Genomic DNA, 15,202 nt, shown 5'->3' with positions numbered 1-15,202 from the left:
ATCCGGACTTTCAGTCCGTAATACTAACCCACCTACTTTAGTAGGTGGTTGTTAAGTTGCTCTCATTGATTAACTGACTAAGCATTGAATCAGGTGGTTTTCTAGGTCACTGTCGATGCTCTGACCAATCACCTCAATCCTGGTTTCAATGCACTCATCCAATTCACACTCTGTTAGACCATCTTCCGTTAGGTTGTAACCAAAGATACCACTTTGAGTAATGAACACTGCTTTCATTCGTTCTACTTGGAGTCCAACTAATACCTTAAGCAATTGCTGACGATCAAATAATTTGTCTGCTGAGAATCGCCAGCCAACACTTTCAAACCCTTCACCTTGGTTACTCGCCTTTATCATGCCGGTTTCTGGCATCGGCAATTCAGAAGCGAGCGGTTTCTCTTGTTTATGAGCGTGGTGGTGATGGTGTTCATGAGTTTGATGGAGGTAAAAGTTGGTGTTTCCATCGAACTCATAGGAAGGGATCTTACCGAGATGAGCAAATATGAGTTTGGTGTCGGGGTGACAAGCCTGTGCGATGTACTCAGCCAGTTGTTCTGCATCGCCACTTTTGTAGAGATCGACTTTATTACCCACAATGGTATCGGCAATGGTGATTTGCTGATTGAAAGTATCGTGTTCAGAATAGCGCGTGTCAGAGAGCTTTCTGGCATCAACCAAAGTAATATTTTTCTGCAGTGACAACACTTTGCGATAATGCTCTGAAGACAAGACCTCTAACACTTCTTTCGGGTGTCCAAGCCCCGTAGGTTCAATCAATAAGCGATCGGGTTTTGCTTCTGACAATAGTTGGTTCAGTGCGATCTGCATCGGTAAACCTGCCGCGCAACACATACAGCCGCCAGGTACTTCACGAATAAATACTTGTTTTTTGCTGTCGTTCCCTTGGATCAAACTGCCATCAACGCCAATTTCTCCAAATTCGTTCACCAAGACAGCCCAGTTTTCATCTGCGGGTTTGTTTTTCAATAGGTTGAGAATCGCCGAGGTTTTCCCCACGCCGAGAAAGCCAGTAATGATGTTGGTCGGAACACCCAAGATAGGCGTTTTATCAGAGCTCATTGGCAATTCTCCGGTAACCTTGAACAAGGGTATGGTTTGCTGAAACCACCGATTCTGAAAACGCAGAGTACTCAGGTGGTACCTTTGAGATGCTGTTCAAATCAAACCCTGAACCGATGTTAGTCATTGGTGGGACATGGAAGCTTTCAGGTAAATCGAGCCCATCTACTACACAGTTGTGGCGAATTACACAGCCTTTGCCAATCACCGCATTAAAGACTACGGAGTTAAAGCCAATAAAGACGTCGTCACAGACCTCACAAGGGCCATGAATAATCGAGCGGTGGGCGATAGATGAGCGTTCACCAATGGTCACCGCGGCACCGGCTTTTGAATGAATAACCACACCATCTTGGATATTGGTATCACGCTTAATCACGATGGCTTCCATGTCACCTTTTTCGTTGATCTCGTCGGCACGAATGACGGCATAAGGGCCAATAAACACGTTGTCTTCAATGATGACTTTGCCACAGATGATGGCCGTTGGGTCAATGAAGGCGGTTTCCGACACATTCGGCATGTGGCCACTAGGGTTTCTTCTTAACATATTGAGCTCTTTTATTTTTTCGTAATGCTACTGGGTTGCCACCATTGATGGAGCCAGGCATTTATGTATCGACGCATTCATCACACACGCAGTTAATCTCTAATTGAGGGCTGACTACAGTGAATCCTTCCTTCTTAGCGTGGGATTGAAGTCCATTAATCGTGGCAGGGTCGATGGTTTGCTCACTGATTTTGTCGCACTTTGAGCAAATTAAAAATTGAGGAATACCATGCTCATGTTCGCAAAGGATATGGTCGCAGAGTATGTATTTGTTAGAGACTTTGAGTTTGTGCGCTAAGTGTTGATCTTCAAGAAACTCCAATACCCGATAAACCGACATTGCTTGAACATGCTGATCAAAGTGCTCTTTACAATATTCAACGATTTCATACGCAGAAAGTGCTTTGTTGGCGTGTATCAAGGCTCGCAGTATTAACTGTCGTTTTGCCGTAAATTGTTTGCCACTGACTTTGCAGCCTTGTTTTACATGCTCAATGATTCCTTCAATATCTCTCATTCAATCCACAAAATTAGAAACTATGTAGATATGTTATAACATATCATTTTATTGTGAGGAACAAACTTTGTTGTCATTGTTTAGGGTTACTACTCAAGGGAATGATCGATATATGTTCTGGGTTGGGTACGCAGCGAGGAGGCTCGCTACGCAATAAGAGCGAAGGAATTACTACGGGATAATGAGCGTACTGAGCTGTTCCTAAACCAAGTTTACTGGCTTTTTGAGTGTTGGGTGGAAAATACCCTTGGCACCCATATCGACAATGGCATAGTCGTTTAACCCTTCGGTCATTCGACTGCGTGATTGGCTGAGTTTTACGGTCTTTAACATTAATTTTTCAAGTTTAAGGTTGTAGTCTTTAAACTCTTCTTCGGTCAGCCTAAATTTGGTCGTAATAAAATAAGCTTGTTTGTTGTCAGCATTAATATATTGCACCGCTTGTTTCAGTGCATCGATGACTTGATTCTTGAAGGTCGCGCTAAATCGAGCGTGTTCAGAGAAAGCCGTATTTGAAGGCACAATGACATGGAACTTCAAGTAGAATAACATCGCAATCAGTTTTAGCTGTTCAAGCTTTCTTAGGTAGATATGCAGTGAAGGTTTGTTTAAGTCAAAACGAGCCATTAATTGTTGAGCATTTGCCCCTTCATTAACGATCTCTTGAAAAATAGTAAACAGCGCGGGCTCTTCACAAAAGGCCGCATCTTGTTCATCAGTAAATAGTGAGGTCGAGGCCAATGATTCTTCTGCCTCAGAGAGAATTGCGGATAGAGGGCGTTGAATTAATTCGCATATCTTTTGTAACTTGAGAATGGAAAGCGATTGATGGCCATTAAGAAGCCGTTTGATACTCACTTCAGACATTTCAGTGAACTGTGAAACCTCTTTATAAGAGATACCTGTCTTTTTTAAATGCCGTTTTATAACGCTACAAATTTCTCGGTTGAGCGTATCCATCACTTTATCCTGTTACTTATTTACACCCTCAATGTATCACATAGTGTCACTTTTGTTATTTATTTTGGAATTAGAAGGGACTATTAACGATACTAATTTAGATGGTTAATACTACTTTGAGAGATTACGATGGATTTGGGATTAGATAATATCAATGTTGTTGTTACAGGAGGCTCGAGCGGAATTGGGGCGAAAATAGTGGAAGGGTTTGCCAACGAAGGAGCGAACATTTGGTTTTGTGGTCGTTCTCAACATCGAATCGACAGGTTGTATGAGCTGCTCGGAAACAAGGCGGAACGAGTTGTTGGCAAGGTAGTTGATGCCCATGATCCGGCTCAAATGAAAGCTTGGGTTGCGTCTATTCCTAGCATCGATGTTTTTGTTCCTAACGTGAGTGCACTTTCTGATGAATGGGAAGATGTACTGCAAAAGGACCTTAGTGCAACGCAGTATGCCATTACATTGGTTTTACCCAAATTGCTTGAATCGGATTACGCAGCAATCACCTATATTGGGTCGAAAGCGAGCGGATATACCGCTTGTCACGCTAATGCTTATGGGGCCGGAAAGGCCGCGCTTGCCCATTACATGAAATCTCTGGCTTTGACCTACGTCCGTAAGGTAAGGGTTAATACCGTTTCACCTGGAGATACTTATATTGCTGACGGCCTTTGGGGGAGGTGTAAGCGTGAAGAGCCTGAGATCTTCCAGAAAGTCCTCGAAAGAAACCCAATGGGTCGATTGGCAAACCCTGATGAAGTTGCCAACGTGGTAACCTTTATTTCTAGTCCTGCTGCGAGTTTTGTTTCTGGAGCAAACTGGTACGTAGATGGAGCATCGACCAGCCATGTTCAATACTAGCTGTATTGGTTAGGTTGTTTATGCATAGGTGAGCTTTATTAGGTTAACTTCTAAACAAGTAACTCCGTGGGAAAGCGTAATTCAGTAAGGTTTTATTCAGGCCAATTCGAATTAAATTCTGAAATGATACAAATCTCATATTTAATAACGCTTATTTAGTAACCTCTGTTGAGTCTCGTATCAAATCAAGTGGCTGATTTTATTGGGTATCGGAGAAAAGTCTCAAAAATTATTATTTAGGTCGCTAAAGTTTTAAATTCTTCATATCGCCATTTTAATGAAATATAACTCCATTTGAAGGCTGTTGAGTAGATGGTTTTTAGCTATATATGTGAAATTTTAAGCGAGTTATCTTTCTGATTTGAAAGAATAATTAAATAGTTGAGATAAAAAAGTTGGCGAAAATCAGAAGCTTGGCATACACTTTCCTTGTAAATGACCTTATCTCATTGATTGAATAGGGTAAATGCTTTGGCGCTACTGGCGATGGTAGCAATGTTTAACATAGCTTTGAGGAAAGTTTTATGGCACTCACGAAGGCCGATTTGGCTGAGAACCTGTTTGAGACACTCGGATACAGCAAGCGGGATGCCAAGGAAACGGTTGAAGTGTTTTTCGAAGAAGTTCGTAAAGCACTCGAAAATGGCGAACAGGTAAAACTGTCTGGTTTTGGTAATTTTGATCTTCGCGAGAAAAACGAGCGACCTGGTCGTAACCCGAAAACTGGTGAAGACATTCCAATTTCTGCTCGACGTGTTGTTACTTTTAGACCGGGACAAAAACTAAAGGCCCGTGTCGAGAATATTAAAATCGAGAAGTAGCCAAGCAATAGACCACGCCTAGCGTGGTCTTTTTGTATCTGGCTCATTTTAACCTCTAGTAATCGTCTCACTTCAAACATCTCTTTGGTACAAGAATAATACCGTTTCCTATGCGCGTATCTTAAGTCTATTAGATCCTGTCGTTTCGACACATCTTGTTCTCTCCCTGAACTTCTCTCTTATACTTTGCTTTTTGTCTGACCCCTTTTCAGGTTAATCCTCATCATTTCAGCGTTACATACCTTTTTCTAAGCCGTACTTCTTTTATTAAATCTCACACTAACGTTGTCTTTGTTGCCTCACTCATAGCTGGGCCGGCGATCGTTTAGTTTTAATAAACGAAGGTTAAATATGTTTGAATTTAAATAAACAAATCAATTTGATTTAATGCGCGACATTAACAATCACTTAACCTATTTAACCGTTCAAATACTAAGGATAAACCTTGCGACAAGCCTTTCTAGCTTTGATATTGCTCCTTATGCCTGTGGCAGTCACAGCAGCGGAGTATCAGCAAATAGCGAATATGTGTGTTGCCTGTCACGGTAGCGGCGAAGATACATCATATCCTTCGATTCCCAATTTGAAATGGCAAAACAAGGTTTACCTTACAGAACAGTTGTCGAACTTTAAGAGTGGTAAACGCAAAGACAAAACCATGTCTAAAGTAGCTCAACTTTTGTCTGAAGATGATATCGAGAAACTAGCCAACTACTTTTACACACTGAATCAAAAAGGGTCACCTCAATGAGTTTAGACAGAAGACAATTTCTTAAAGCTGCGCTTTCCGCTACTGCCGTTTCTGCATTGCCGGTTTCTTGGGTATTTGCGGCTAATCGACCTGAAGATTTGGCTGCACTCGATATCAACGCGTTAACGTGGGCAAAAGCCGAAGATCTTCCTGATTACTACACTGTTTTGAATACCAACCCTCTGAATGCCTACCCACCAGAAAGTATGCTTGCTCCAGCAGTCACACCAGCAGAGGTCCCTTTTGTTCGATGGAATGGCTTGATGCCAGATTTTGAAGAAATGGATCCTGAGACTTGGACTTTTGAAGTGAAAGGCGAGTCAGTGAAAGAAAGTAAAACTTACACGCTTGCAGAACTTAAATCCAAGTTTAAACACCATACTCAGAGCTTGGTGTTGGAGTGTGGTGGTAACAGTCGCAATAACTTCTATCCAAGTACCAAGGGGAACCAATGGAGTAACGCAGGCGTTTATTGTTCGCAATGGACCGGTGTCTTGCTCAGTGATGTTCTTAAAGATTGTGGCATTAAAGACGATGCGGTTTACGTAGGAAATCACGGCTTTGATAAACACTTAAGTGGTAAAGGCGAAGCCATCTCTCGCGGTGTACCTATTGCGGCTGCAATGAATGATAACGCATTGATTGCATGGGAAATGAATGGAGAGCCTATTCCATACCTTCATGGCTTCCCACTTCGAACCGTGTTTGGTGGGCGTCCAGCCTCGGTCTCTCAGAAGTGCACCACAGGCATTAGTATTCGTAACAAAATTCATGACGGCCATAAGATGGCAGCACCTGCTTATCAAGTGCCAAAACATCCGATAGCACCAGGCGAAAAAGTCGATAACAAAGATTTCCGAATCATTGAAGAGATGATCGTTAAATCGTTAATTACTTCACCAAAGAGCGGAACTGAGTTTTCGCTTGGTAAAAAAGTCACGGTCAGCGGTCATGCTTGGGCTGGGCTAAGAACCGTTGAGAAGCTGCAAGTGAGTTACGACTACGGTACTACTTGGCACGATGCGAAGCTTAATAGACCCGTCAATAAAGGCGCATGGCAGCAATGGGAGGCCGATCTCGAACTTCCAATGACGGGCTATTACGAGATTTGGGCAAAAGCGACTGACAGCGAAGGCGACAGTCAGCCCGTTGTGCAACCGCAATGGAATCCGAAAGGCTATTTGTTCAATGGTTGTCACCGTATTGCAGTCCGAGTGTCGTGATGAAGCAAATTAACGATAAGCCTCTTTGTGGTAACCCTACGTACACCAACTCTGCTCACGCTAGGTTTACAGATGTAAGCAAGCGTTCTTACCGGAAAGGCATAGTGAGAGCGGCATTGGTGTGTAGCCTGTTAACCTCGATGCTCGTACATGCCGATGAGATTCCAGAAAATCCAAAAGAGTATTACGGTGTAGACAAGACATCTGGGCTAATTATGGCTCCAGGCTGGGAAGTGGTGAATGGCCAGTGTAATGCGTGTCACACCAGCCTAATCGTGGCTCAAAACAGCGGCACTAGAGAGCAGTGGCGAGAAACGATTCAATGGATGGTTGATACTCAAGGCTTGTGGGACTTGTCTGATACATGGGATCCAGTACTGGATTACCTGAGCACTTACTACCAAGACAAAGGCATCGACATGAACAAGTATCGTCGTAAGCCTATTGATAGTGCCTTGATGCCACCAATGCCGGGAGCGCATAAATGACGACAAACTCAATGACGTTCGTGTCTATATTTCTGGCGCCTGCGATTGCCGTTCTATTGCTTTCTGCATGCTCTGATGAACATTCCGAATCTGACACTAAGGTAGTGCCCAAAATTGACGTTGAGCTAGAAAAAGCTGAGCCTTATATACCAAGTTTGGTTGCGGGCGAGAAGCTTGCTCAGAACCTTTGCAGCCAGTGCCATGGCGATAAGATCATTCCTTTTGTGCAATCTTACCCAAACATAAAGGGACAAAAGGCGAGTTACATCCGTAAGCAATTACGTGATTTTAAAAGCGATGAACGACAAGACTTATACATGCAGTCGGTAGTGAAATCTTTGTCAGATAGAGACTTACAAGACGCGGCTGCGTTTTACAACACGTTAAGACCCTTGGATTTGTATAACCGCTCTAAAGAGTATTATCACCAATAGTTTGGAATGGAAAGGTTGTGACAGATAAGTGAGCGATTTACTTATCAAACAAGAATTAAAAAGGGCTGCGAGTGCAGCCCTTTTGGTGTCTATCGATATTATGCGGTTTGCGTTATGCCGCTTTAATGTGCGTTGTAATGTATGGCTGCCATGCTTGTTGGTAAAGCTCTAGAGATTGGCGTCTTAGGCTGTTGATTTGTGCCGCTTCGATGTCATTAATCGGACGTTTTTCTGCAATCGCGTGACGCTCAATGCCTTGGATGATTTCGTAAAGCTCGTGCTCAGGACCACTTTTCACATCAGCGATGGCTCTCAAATGAAGCTGAACTTCCGCAATAACATTAGTTTTAGGTAAACGAACCAAAAGGTTCAGATCACGGTAGCCAGAATCAGCGGGTGATTTGAATTTGTTTTTCACTTTTACCACATCCGCTTCGCGGCTTAGGGCTTCGTAAACTTCGACCAAGCTTTCCACATCGTTAGCGATGATGGTTGCACGGGCTAAGTCGGTAATTCTTGATACATCGCCATCTAACTCAAGGTCAATTTTCTCTTCTGCTCGTGCTTGAGATTTAACGCCAGCGAAGAGTGCGTCTGAGTTAGTCAGTAGGGCAGTACTTTTACAGATGGTTTCTAGTTCAGCCTGTGCTTGGTGAGCTTTGCTGTACAGAATATCGAAGTCGGTATAAGGCTGAGTCGGACGTGAGTCGAATGCTTTGATGCCGTATAAGCCGCTTAGGCTATGGCGGAATACGTTTGATGAAACTTGGTTTTGCGCAGGAGTGCGCGATTGATCAGTTGAACTTGTTGAAACAGGTGCTGCTGCGAATGCAGGCGCTCGGCTCAATACTAGAAGCATTAGGGCCGTCGTACGGAGAAATACACTCATTCAAACTCCAAAATACAAGGTTACAAAAACGGGTAAATCAAAAGGGGTAACCAGTAACGCATAAGAGTAAAAACAGCTTAACTACACTAACCAATATCGCTATATATTAGATGGGGTTAGTTAAGACCGAAACCAACTCTAACGTTTAATATTGCTTTAAAATGTGAAGATATAGACAAATCATTTAAGCGTTTGTTCCCAAATTTTGAGAACTTTGAACCTCGGCAATCTTCTTTGTTAACTCGCGTCGTTTTCAAGTTTGAATCAAGCGAAGGTTGCTCTTACTTCTCTATACTGTACCCTTGCATTATGACTGTTTAACATGAACGTAAGATGAATAATCCTGAATTTTGGCACAATAAATGGGCAGCCAATCAAATTGGTTTCCACCTTGAAGATGTAAATCCACTTCTTATCGAGTTTTGGAAAAAGACTAACCCTAGTTACGACAAGAGTGTCTTCGTGCCTCTGTGTGGCAAGAGTGAAGATTTGATTTGGTTAGCGACCAAGCATGAAGAGGTTCAAGGTGTCGAGTTAAGTCAAATTGCGGTTCGCGCATTTTTTGCAGAGCACCTTTACACGCCGACAGTGACTCAAATCAGTGGTCAACATGAGCTTTATCAATTCGATGAGTTGAGTGTTTACACCGGTGACTACTTCACTGCGCCCATTCAACCAGTCGACATCATTTATGATCGTGCTTCTTTGGTGGCGTTGCCTGCTGAAATTCGCGTGCAATATGTGGAACGTTTGAAGCAACTGTTAAAGCCAGGCGGCAAGATTTTATTGGTGACATTGGACTACGATCAAAGCGAGATGGCAGGGCCTCCGTTTAGCGTGCCTAAGCTAGAGATCGATCAGTTGTTTGCTGGTTATAAGATCACTTTGTTGAATCAAGATATCGCAGACGATGAACACCCTAAGATTGCGAAGAAAGGCTTGTCACGATTCAGTGAAGAAGTGTATTTGATTGAGTCAGAAGCTTAAGCGCAGTGAGCTTTCAAGCGAAAAGACGGCTTCAATAAAAAAGATAACACCAACAAAAAGACGGGCTCAATGGCCCGTCTTTTTTATTGTTCAGATTTGAACTCTTGATTGTTCAGAATTGAATAGCTGGTTAGTAAATCACTTTTACTTTTGCGGCGCTTTCTATGGCGTCTTCTATTGCTGTTTCTGTGCTGTTGCGGCGAGTAAGCGCCACACCAAGACGACGGCGACCATCAATATCAGGCTTACCAAACAGACGAACTTGCGTTTGTGGTGCATCTAGCGCTTCTTCAAGGCCTTCAAAACGGATGTTCGTCGATGTGCCTTGACCTAAGATAACCGCTGATGCGCATGGGCCATACTGAGTAATTGATTTGATTGGCATACCCGTAAATGCACGAACGTGTAGTGCGAATTCCGACGAGTCTTGAGACATCAAAGTAACCAAGCCTGTATCGTGTGGGCGAGGGGAGACTTCATTGAAGATTACGTGATCGCCTTTAACGAACAACTCAACACCGAAGATACCGTGACCACCTAACGCGTTAACCACTTGCTCTGCCGTGTATTGCGCCGCTTTAAGTGCGTTGTCTGACATGACTTGTGGCTGCCATGATTCGCGGTAATCACCATCTTCTTGACGGTGACCGATTGGTGCACAGAAATGAACGCCGTCGACTGCGCGAACGGTCAGTAGCGTGATTTCGTAATCAAAGTCGATGAAACCTTCAACGATCACACGGCCCGCGCCAGTACGACCACCTTCTTGTGCGTAGTCCCAAGATTTTTGGATATCTTCTTGTGTTTTGATAACACTTTGACCTTTACCTGATGAACTCATTACTGGTTTCACAACACAAGGCATACCTACGAATTCAACAGCGGATGAGAAATCTTCGAAGGTGTCTGCGAAGCGGTAAGGGGACGTGCTCAGTTTCAACTCTTCTGCCGCTAGACGACGGATACCTTCGCGGTTCATGGTTAGCTTGGTTGCATTCGCAGTTGGAACGACATTCAAACCTTGTGCTTCTAGCTCAACTAACTTGCTGGTGGCAATAGCTTCGATTTCAGGAACCACGTAATCAGGTTTTTCTCGTTCGATGATAGCTTGAAGTGCATCACTATCTAACATGTCTAGTACATGGCTACGATGTGCGACTTGCATCGCTGGTGCGTCTGCATAGCGGTCACATGCAATAACTTCTAAACCTAAACGTTGGCACTCAATAGCAACTTCTTTACCCAGTTCACCTGAACCTAATAGAAGTACACGAGTAGCATTTTCACGAGTAGCGGTACCAAACATAGAAATTCCTTCCGATCTTTTGAACGATTGATTGAAAACGGGGTGATCATACTTATTTGAAGAATAAAAGCAAACGTTTGCGTGGCTTGTGGCGTGAATTAGAAGCATAAAAAAAGCAGCCCTGTAAAATAGGGCTGCTTATTTAAAATATTGTTAACTACATGTACTTAAATTGCTAAGTAAGTCACTGGAATGTCGGGGTTAATCGCTTCCAACGTCGATTGAGTATCCGCTAAGTGGCTAATGCTGCCATCCGCGATTTCAACCAAGGCTGCGTTTTCAATCTGTTCGAAATCGAAGCCAGCCAATTTCAGTTGCACAAGTGCGACTTGTAGTGGCGGTAGGCTAGGGTTGAATGCTGCGTTTTCTGCGTATGCACCCGTAAAGATTTCGCCAGCTGTTAGCTGTAGTGAAACGCCGCTTAGATTTTTAGTATATGGCGCATGGCTACGGTTTAATGCTGCTAGTGCGCTTACCACTACAGGGCTGGTTTCTTCTGAAGTGTACTGGTGATCCAGCTTAGTCATTAGGCCTGTAGTAATACCCAAATCAGCAGGGCCGAAAGAGTCAGGCAGGTATTCTTGCAGTGACATTTCATCACGCTGTGGTAATTGAACTTTAAGTTCTTTTGCCGTCGTCAGTTCGTTCATGAATTGGCGACAGTGACCACAAGGGCTGAAGTTGATCGTGATATCAGAAAGGCCTTCTTCACCCTTCATCCACGCATGGCTGATGGCCGATTGTTCAGCATGAACCGTTTGACCAAGTTGCGCACCGGCAATTTCCAAGTTTGCACCGAAGTACAAGCGACCAGATAGGCCACGCACGATAGAACCAACATAGAATTCAGAAAGCGGCGCATAAGAGTATGCTGCTGCGATTGGTAGTAAAGCTAGGCGAGCTTCTTTATCAGAAAGGCCGCTTGCATCCAACAAGCATTGAAACTGCTCTTTAGAGATAGTGGCGTCAAAGTTGTCTGCTAATACGATGTCACTCAAAAGCGCTTTCATTGATGTTGGAGCACTTTCCAGCGCCAGGGTAATACGACTGTTCATGTTGAATCCTTAATTGACCTTAGGCTTTAATTCTATGCAATGCTCAGGATTTTTCTGTGACAATGATCACCATTGCATTGTTGTTGTTACATTGGTTTGCATAATTAGAGTGAGGTCACAGATGAAATCGATTGCAACGACAAAAACTACCATTGATATCGCACTTATTGCTTGAAATTGAGTTTGGTTTGTCACGTATTGATGAATAAATGAGAGAAAAAAGCCCAAGCCATCACTGAAATAATCAGGTTATGCTTGGGCTTATTGATATCTGTAACGCTTAAAAGTCGCGAACCAGTGAGTCTAGCGATTTACCCACTTATCTATTAGAGCGCGTATAAACCGCAATCAAAGTGGTTAAGAATAGAACCAAACTACAAGCGAAAATATACTCGGTGCGATAATCGAGGTAATGACGCCACAGAGAACAAGCGCTAGAGAACTGAATGCCGCATCTTCTTGGTTCTTTTCAGCACATGTCGCAGTGCCTAATGCGTGAGATACCGTGCCCATGGTTAACCCTCTGGCGATTGGGCTCTTAATACCAATCAGGTTATAGATTGGGTAAGCAAAAATTGCCCCAAACAGACCAACAATCAAAACCAGAATCGCAGCAATAGCCGCTTCACCACCTAAATGGCTTGAGACTTCCATTGCGATAGGTGTAGTGACCGATTTGCCCAGTAGGCTGGCAATTAGGCTCAGGTCTGCTTTAAAGGCGACCGCAATCAATGCTGTTGTTGTCATCGACATCACACTGCCCAGCGTGCAAGCAAAGGTGATGATGCGCCAGTTCGCTCGAATTTGAGGTAACTGTTCATATAGCGGATAAGCAAGCGCTACAACTGCAGGCTGAAGCATGTAAGTAATCCAAGTGTTGTCTGCGTAGTAGGTCTCGAAAGGGACCTTGAAGAACAACAGAATAGGAATAATGATGCCAATGCTGATCAGTAAAGGGTTGCACAGCGGTGAGTTCACTTTCTGGCTTACCCAGCGAGCAAACAGGAACACTACAATAGTGAGTAGAATCCACATGATTATTTACCTCTCGGAAGCAAGCGGTCTAAGAACCATGATAGAGACACCAATACGATCAGCGTTCCGCCAACTGCACTTGCCATGATTGGCAAAGCATTGGCGATAAGCATGTCGAAGTGATCCATTAATCCAACACTGATTGGGACGAACAATAAGATCATCAAACGAATAATCAGACTGGCACCGGGCTGTACCCAATGTGAAGGGACGATACCTATCACCATGGCAGTAAATAGGATCAACATGCCAAAGATACTGCCTGGGATAGAGGTCTCTAGATATTGTTGTAACGCGTTGCCTGCAGTGAGAGCACCTATGATTAAGGTGAAGGAGATTAAGCAGTAAACGAGTTTGATCAATCTTTCTTTCAAAGTGTCACATCTCTTGATAATGAATTAACTAGCTAACTTTTCTACGTACTGATAAACCGCTTTCAAGATAGCCATTTTCTTCTCGTCGCTTTCATGTTCATGCGCGAGGTTTTCAAGGTTTAGCATGTAATCTTCTAAACGGCTCTCATAATACTCACGACAGTGATTAGCCCACTTAAGTTGTTCAGCTTCGTCTAGCGTCCATGGGAAATGGCGAGCGCGGTAACGGAACAACAAAGGCTTAATGCGTTCGTCACCAAAAGAAATGTCTAATGCTGCCAAGTTATTTGGGTCAGTTTCGCGAATGATGTTCATCGCGGTCTTGTCGGCTGGTGAAAAGAAGCCGTCGTAAAGGTGTGTGTCTACGTCATTGCTTTTCTCGTATTCACGCTCTTGTGAATATAAACCGATCAGTTTTTCACGGATCTCTGGATGTTCACGTAATAGGGCTAGATTCTTCAAACACTGTTGACGGTCGATGCCGATCGTTTCAGCATTTTCAGCAGTGAGCGTTTTTGCTGGCGCGAGAATAGGGCACTTGTTGAGTTGTACCAGTTTGATTGGTACTGGCAGTTCGTCTTCAGCAAGTTCACTACGCTTGGTATAAAGTCTTTCTCTTAGTTCATCCGTATCCATTTTCAGTAAAGGACTTGGGTCTTTCGCTAGGTCGACCACAATAACTGCGTTTTGGTTAGTCGGATGCCATGCCATAGGCACCACCCAGCTTGTGTAATTACAATCACGACCGAACATGCCAGAAACGTGCATTAAAGGCGTCATGTTTACGATATCGACTAACTCATTCAACTTACGCTTGTGGCGCATGTTGTAGAGGTAATCAAACATCTTAGGTTGCGCGGCTTTTAGCTTCTTCGCTAATTCGATTGTCGCAATCACATCAGCCATCGCATCGTGCGCGTTTTCGTGTTCAATACCGTTTGCCACCGATAGATGTTCCAGTTTGAAACTTGGAAAACCTTCATCGGTCGTTGGCCAGTTAATACCTTCTGGGCGCAGTGCATGAACCGCACGCATCACGTCCAGTAAATCCCAACGTGAATTGCCGTTCTGCCAGCTCCACGCATATGGGTCGATAAAGTTACGGTAACAGGTATATCGCGTTACTTCGTCATCGAATCGAATGCTGTTATAGCCAAGGCTCGTCGTATTTGGCTTAGCAAGCTCGGCATGAATCTTAGCGATAAACTCAGGCTCAGGCAGGCCTTGAGACATGGCTTTTTGAGGTGTAATACGGGTTATTAATGCGGCTTCAGGTCCAGGCAGATAATCAGCAGGAGGTTGGCAGTAGATAACCAAAGGCTCTCCGATAATATTGAAATCTTGGTCGGTACGAACACCGGCGAACTGACTCGGGCGATCTTTCGCTGGGCTAACGCCCCATGTTTCGTAATCGAAAAAGAAGTAGGTCGACTGATTATCTGAACTCATTGAATTTCCTGAACAGCAAACGGGAGCCGTTTACTGTGGCTGAAGGTTAGTTTTGTTCAGTATCTGATAGTATGCGGTACGCGTGCAACCCAGATCACAAATAAATTGCCGTAAAACGGTGCTTTACTATTCAATCGAGTCGATAGGTGTGCTTTTAAATCCATTTGTGACTGTTTCTTAGTAATGATTCTGACTGTCTGCCTCTTTCGAGAGCCTTACTTGTTGGTCTTTCTGAATTGGGCTTAAAGGTACCGCGAACGATCTTGTTTACGGTTTGCTTTAGCGGAAGTGGTTAGAGGCACCCTGATTATCTCTGTACTGATGTTTCAATTGTTGAATCTACCCGTCTAGCGCTCTACCCAGAAACAGGGCGGGATCGCACTTTGTTAACAAATATGATCTAATATTGCCAAACCCATAAT

The 15,202-nt window shown here is 43.8% G+C and carries 17 protein-coding genes; 7 read left to right on the top strand and 10 right to left on the bottom strand.

Translation table 11 applies throughout. From position 1 onward, the window contains the following. Positions 1 to 69: 69 nt before the first annotated feature. From ED652_RS22275 to ED652_RS22260, 4 genes are all read right to left on the bottom strand, one after another. A complete protein-coding gene (locus tag ED652_RS22275; RefSeq protein WP_122056209.1) occupies positions 70 to 1,080 on the bottom strand; it encodes a GTP-binding protein in 1,011 nt (336 codons plus the stop codon). Beyond that, complete coding sequence (locus ED652_RS22270; RefSeq protein WP_122056208.1) at positions 1,070 to 1,630, bottom strand: carbonate dehydratase; 561 nt, start codon at positions 1,628 to 1,630, stop codon at positions 1,070 to 1,072. Before ED652_RS22270 ends, ED652_RS22275 begins: the two co-directional genes overlap by 11 nt. 61 nt (positions 1,631 to 1,691) lie before the next feature. Beyond that, positions 1,692 to 2,147, bottom strand: coding sequence for a Fur family transcriptional regulator (locus ED652_RS22265; protein WP_065112354.1), 456 nt, complete (start codon positions 2,145 to 2,147; stop codon positions 1,692 to 1,694). Positions 2,148 to 2,348: 201 nt separating this feature from the next. After that, positions 2,349 to 3,107, bottom strand: coding sequence for a helix-turn-helix domain-containing protein (locus ED652_RS22260; RefSeq protein ID WP_122056207.1), 759 nt, complete (start codon positions 3,105 to 3,107; stop codon positions 2,349 to 2,351). A 129-nt stretch (positions 3,108 to 3,236) separates the two neighbouring features. Between ED652_RS22260 and ED652_RS22255 the strand changes: the two genes are divergently transcribed. The 6 genes from ED652_RS22255 to ED652_RS22230 all read left to right on the top strand — a co-directional run bounded on the left by ED652_RS22255 (position 3,237) and on the right by ED652_RS22230 (position 7,685). Continuing rightward, the gene (locus tag ED652_RS22255) at positions 3,237 to 3,968 is read left to right on the top strand and encodes an SDR family NAD(P)-dependent oxidoreductase (protein WP_122056206.1); all 732 of its coding nucleotides are present in this window, start codon (positions 3,237 to 3,239) and stop codon (positions 3,966 to 3,968) included. Positions 3,969 to 4,492: 524 nt separating this feature from the next. After that, a complete protein-coding gene (ihfA, locus tag ED652_RS22250; RefSeq protein ID WP_004734853.1) occupies positions 4,493 to 4,789 on the top strand; it encodes an integration host factor subunit alpha in 297 nt (98 codons plus the stop codon). A gap of 445 nt (positions 4,790 to 5,234) precedes the next feature. Continuing rightward, positions 5,235 to 5,540 (top strand): c-type cytochrome, encoded by a 306-nt coding sequence (locus ED652_RS22245; protein ID WP_122056205.1) that lies wholly within the window; start codon positions 5,235 to 5,237, stop codon positions 5,538 to 5,540. Continuing rightward, positions 5,537 to 6,763 carry a molybdopterin-dependent oxidoreductase gene (locus ED652_RS22240; protein ID WP_102307343.1) on the top strand — a complete coding sequence of 409 codons (1,227 nt, stop codon included), beginning with the start codon at positions 5,537 to 5,539 and terminating at the stop codon, positions 6,761 to 6,763. The genes ED652_RS22245 and ED652_RS22240 overlap by 4 nt, the downstream gene beginning before the upstream one ends. After that, positions 6,763 to 7,251: a cytochrome C gene (locus tag ED652_RS22235; protein WP_122056204.1), complete on the top strand. Its 489-nt coding sequence runs from the start codon at positions 6,763 to 6,765 to the stop codon at positions 7,249 to 7,251. Before ED652_RS22240 ends, ED652_RS22235 begins: the two co-directional genes overlap by 1 nt. Continuing rightward, positions 7,248 to 7,685, top strand: coding sequence for a c-type cytochrome (locus ED652_RS22230; RefSeq protein ID WP_122056203.1), 438 nt, complete (start codon positions 7,248 to 7,250; stop codon positions 7,683 to 7,685). The genes ED652_RS22235 and ED652_RS22230 overlap by 4 nt, the downstream gene beginning before the upstream one ends. Positions 7,686 to 7,797: 112 nt before the next feature. On the opposite strand, the gene ED652_RS22225 is transcribed toward ED652_RS22230, so the two are convergent. Continuing rightward, positions 7,798 to 8,574 (bottom strand): RelA/SpoT domain-containing protein, encoded by a 777-nt coding sequence (locus ED652_RS22225; RefSeq protein ID WP_017104499.1) that lies wholly within the window; start codon positions 8,572 to 8,574, stop codon positions 7,798 to 7,800. 333 nt (positions 8,575 to 8,907) lie between these two features. Here ED652_RS22225 and ED652_RS22220 point away from each other — a divergent pair, with 333 nt between their 5' ends. After that, positions 8,908 to 9,561: a thiopurine S-methyltransferase gene (locus tag ED652_RS22220; protein WP_122056202.1), complete on the top strand. Its 654-nt coding sequence runs from the start codon at positions 8,908 to 8,910 to the stop codon at positions 9,559 to 9,561. Positions 9,562 to 9,691: 130 nt separating this feature from the next. Here ED652_RS22220 and purT read toward each other — a convergent pair whose 3' ends face one another. The 5 genes from purT to sbcB all read right to left on the bottom strand — a co-directional run bounded on the left by purT (position 9,692) and on the right by sbcB (position 14,780). Continuing rightward, on the bottom strand, positions 9,692 to 10,867 hold the full coding sequence (gene purT, locus ED652_RS22215) for a formate-dependent phosphoribosylglycinamide formyltransferase (RefSeq protein WP_122056201.1): 1,176 nt from the start codon (positions 10,865 to 10,867) through the stop codon (positions 9,692 to 9,694). A gap of 167 nt (positions 10,868 to 11,034) precedes the next feature. Beyond that, positions 11,035 to 11,922 carry a cytidine deaminase gene (cdd, locus tag ED652_RS22210; RefSeq protein WP_122056200.1) on the bottom strand — a complete coding sequence of 296 codons (888 nt, stop codon included), beginning with the start codon at positions 11,920 to 11,922 and terminating at the stop codon, positions 11,035 to 11,037. A gap of 357 nt (positions 11,923 to 12,279) precedes the next feature. Further along, positions 12,280 to 12,957, bottom strand: coding sequence for an LrgB family protein (locus tag ED652_RS22205; RefSeq protein WP_017104495.1), 678 nt, complete (start codon positions 12,955 to 12,957; stop codon positions 12,280 to 12,282). Between the two features lie 2 nt (positions 12,958 to 12,959). After that, on the bottom strand, positions 12,960 to 13,331 hold the full coding sequence (locus tag ED652_RS22200) for a CidA/LrgA family protein (protein WP_122056199.1): 372 nt from the start codon (positions 13,329 to 13,331) through the stop codon (positions 12,960 to 12,962). Positions 13,332 to 13,355: 24 nt separating this feature from the next. Then, positions 13,356 to 14,780: an exodeoxyribonuclease I gene (gene sbcB, locus ED652_RS22195; RefSeq protein WP_122056198.1), complete on the bottom strand. Its 1,425-nt coding sequence runs from the start codon at positions 14,778 to 14,780 to the stop codon at positions 13,356 to 13,358. Between the last annotated feature and the right edge of the window lie 422 nt (positions 14,781 to 15,202).

The sequence above is a fragment of the Vibrio sp. Evd11 genome (assembly GCF_900382755.1).
GTDB classification, from domain to species: domain Bacteria; phylum Pseudomonadota; class Gammaproteobacteria; order Enterobacterales; family Vibrionaceae; genus Vibrio; species Vibrio lentus.
This window is presented reverse-complemented; position numbering and strand designations above follow the sequence as displayed.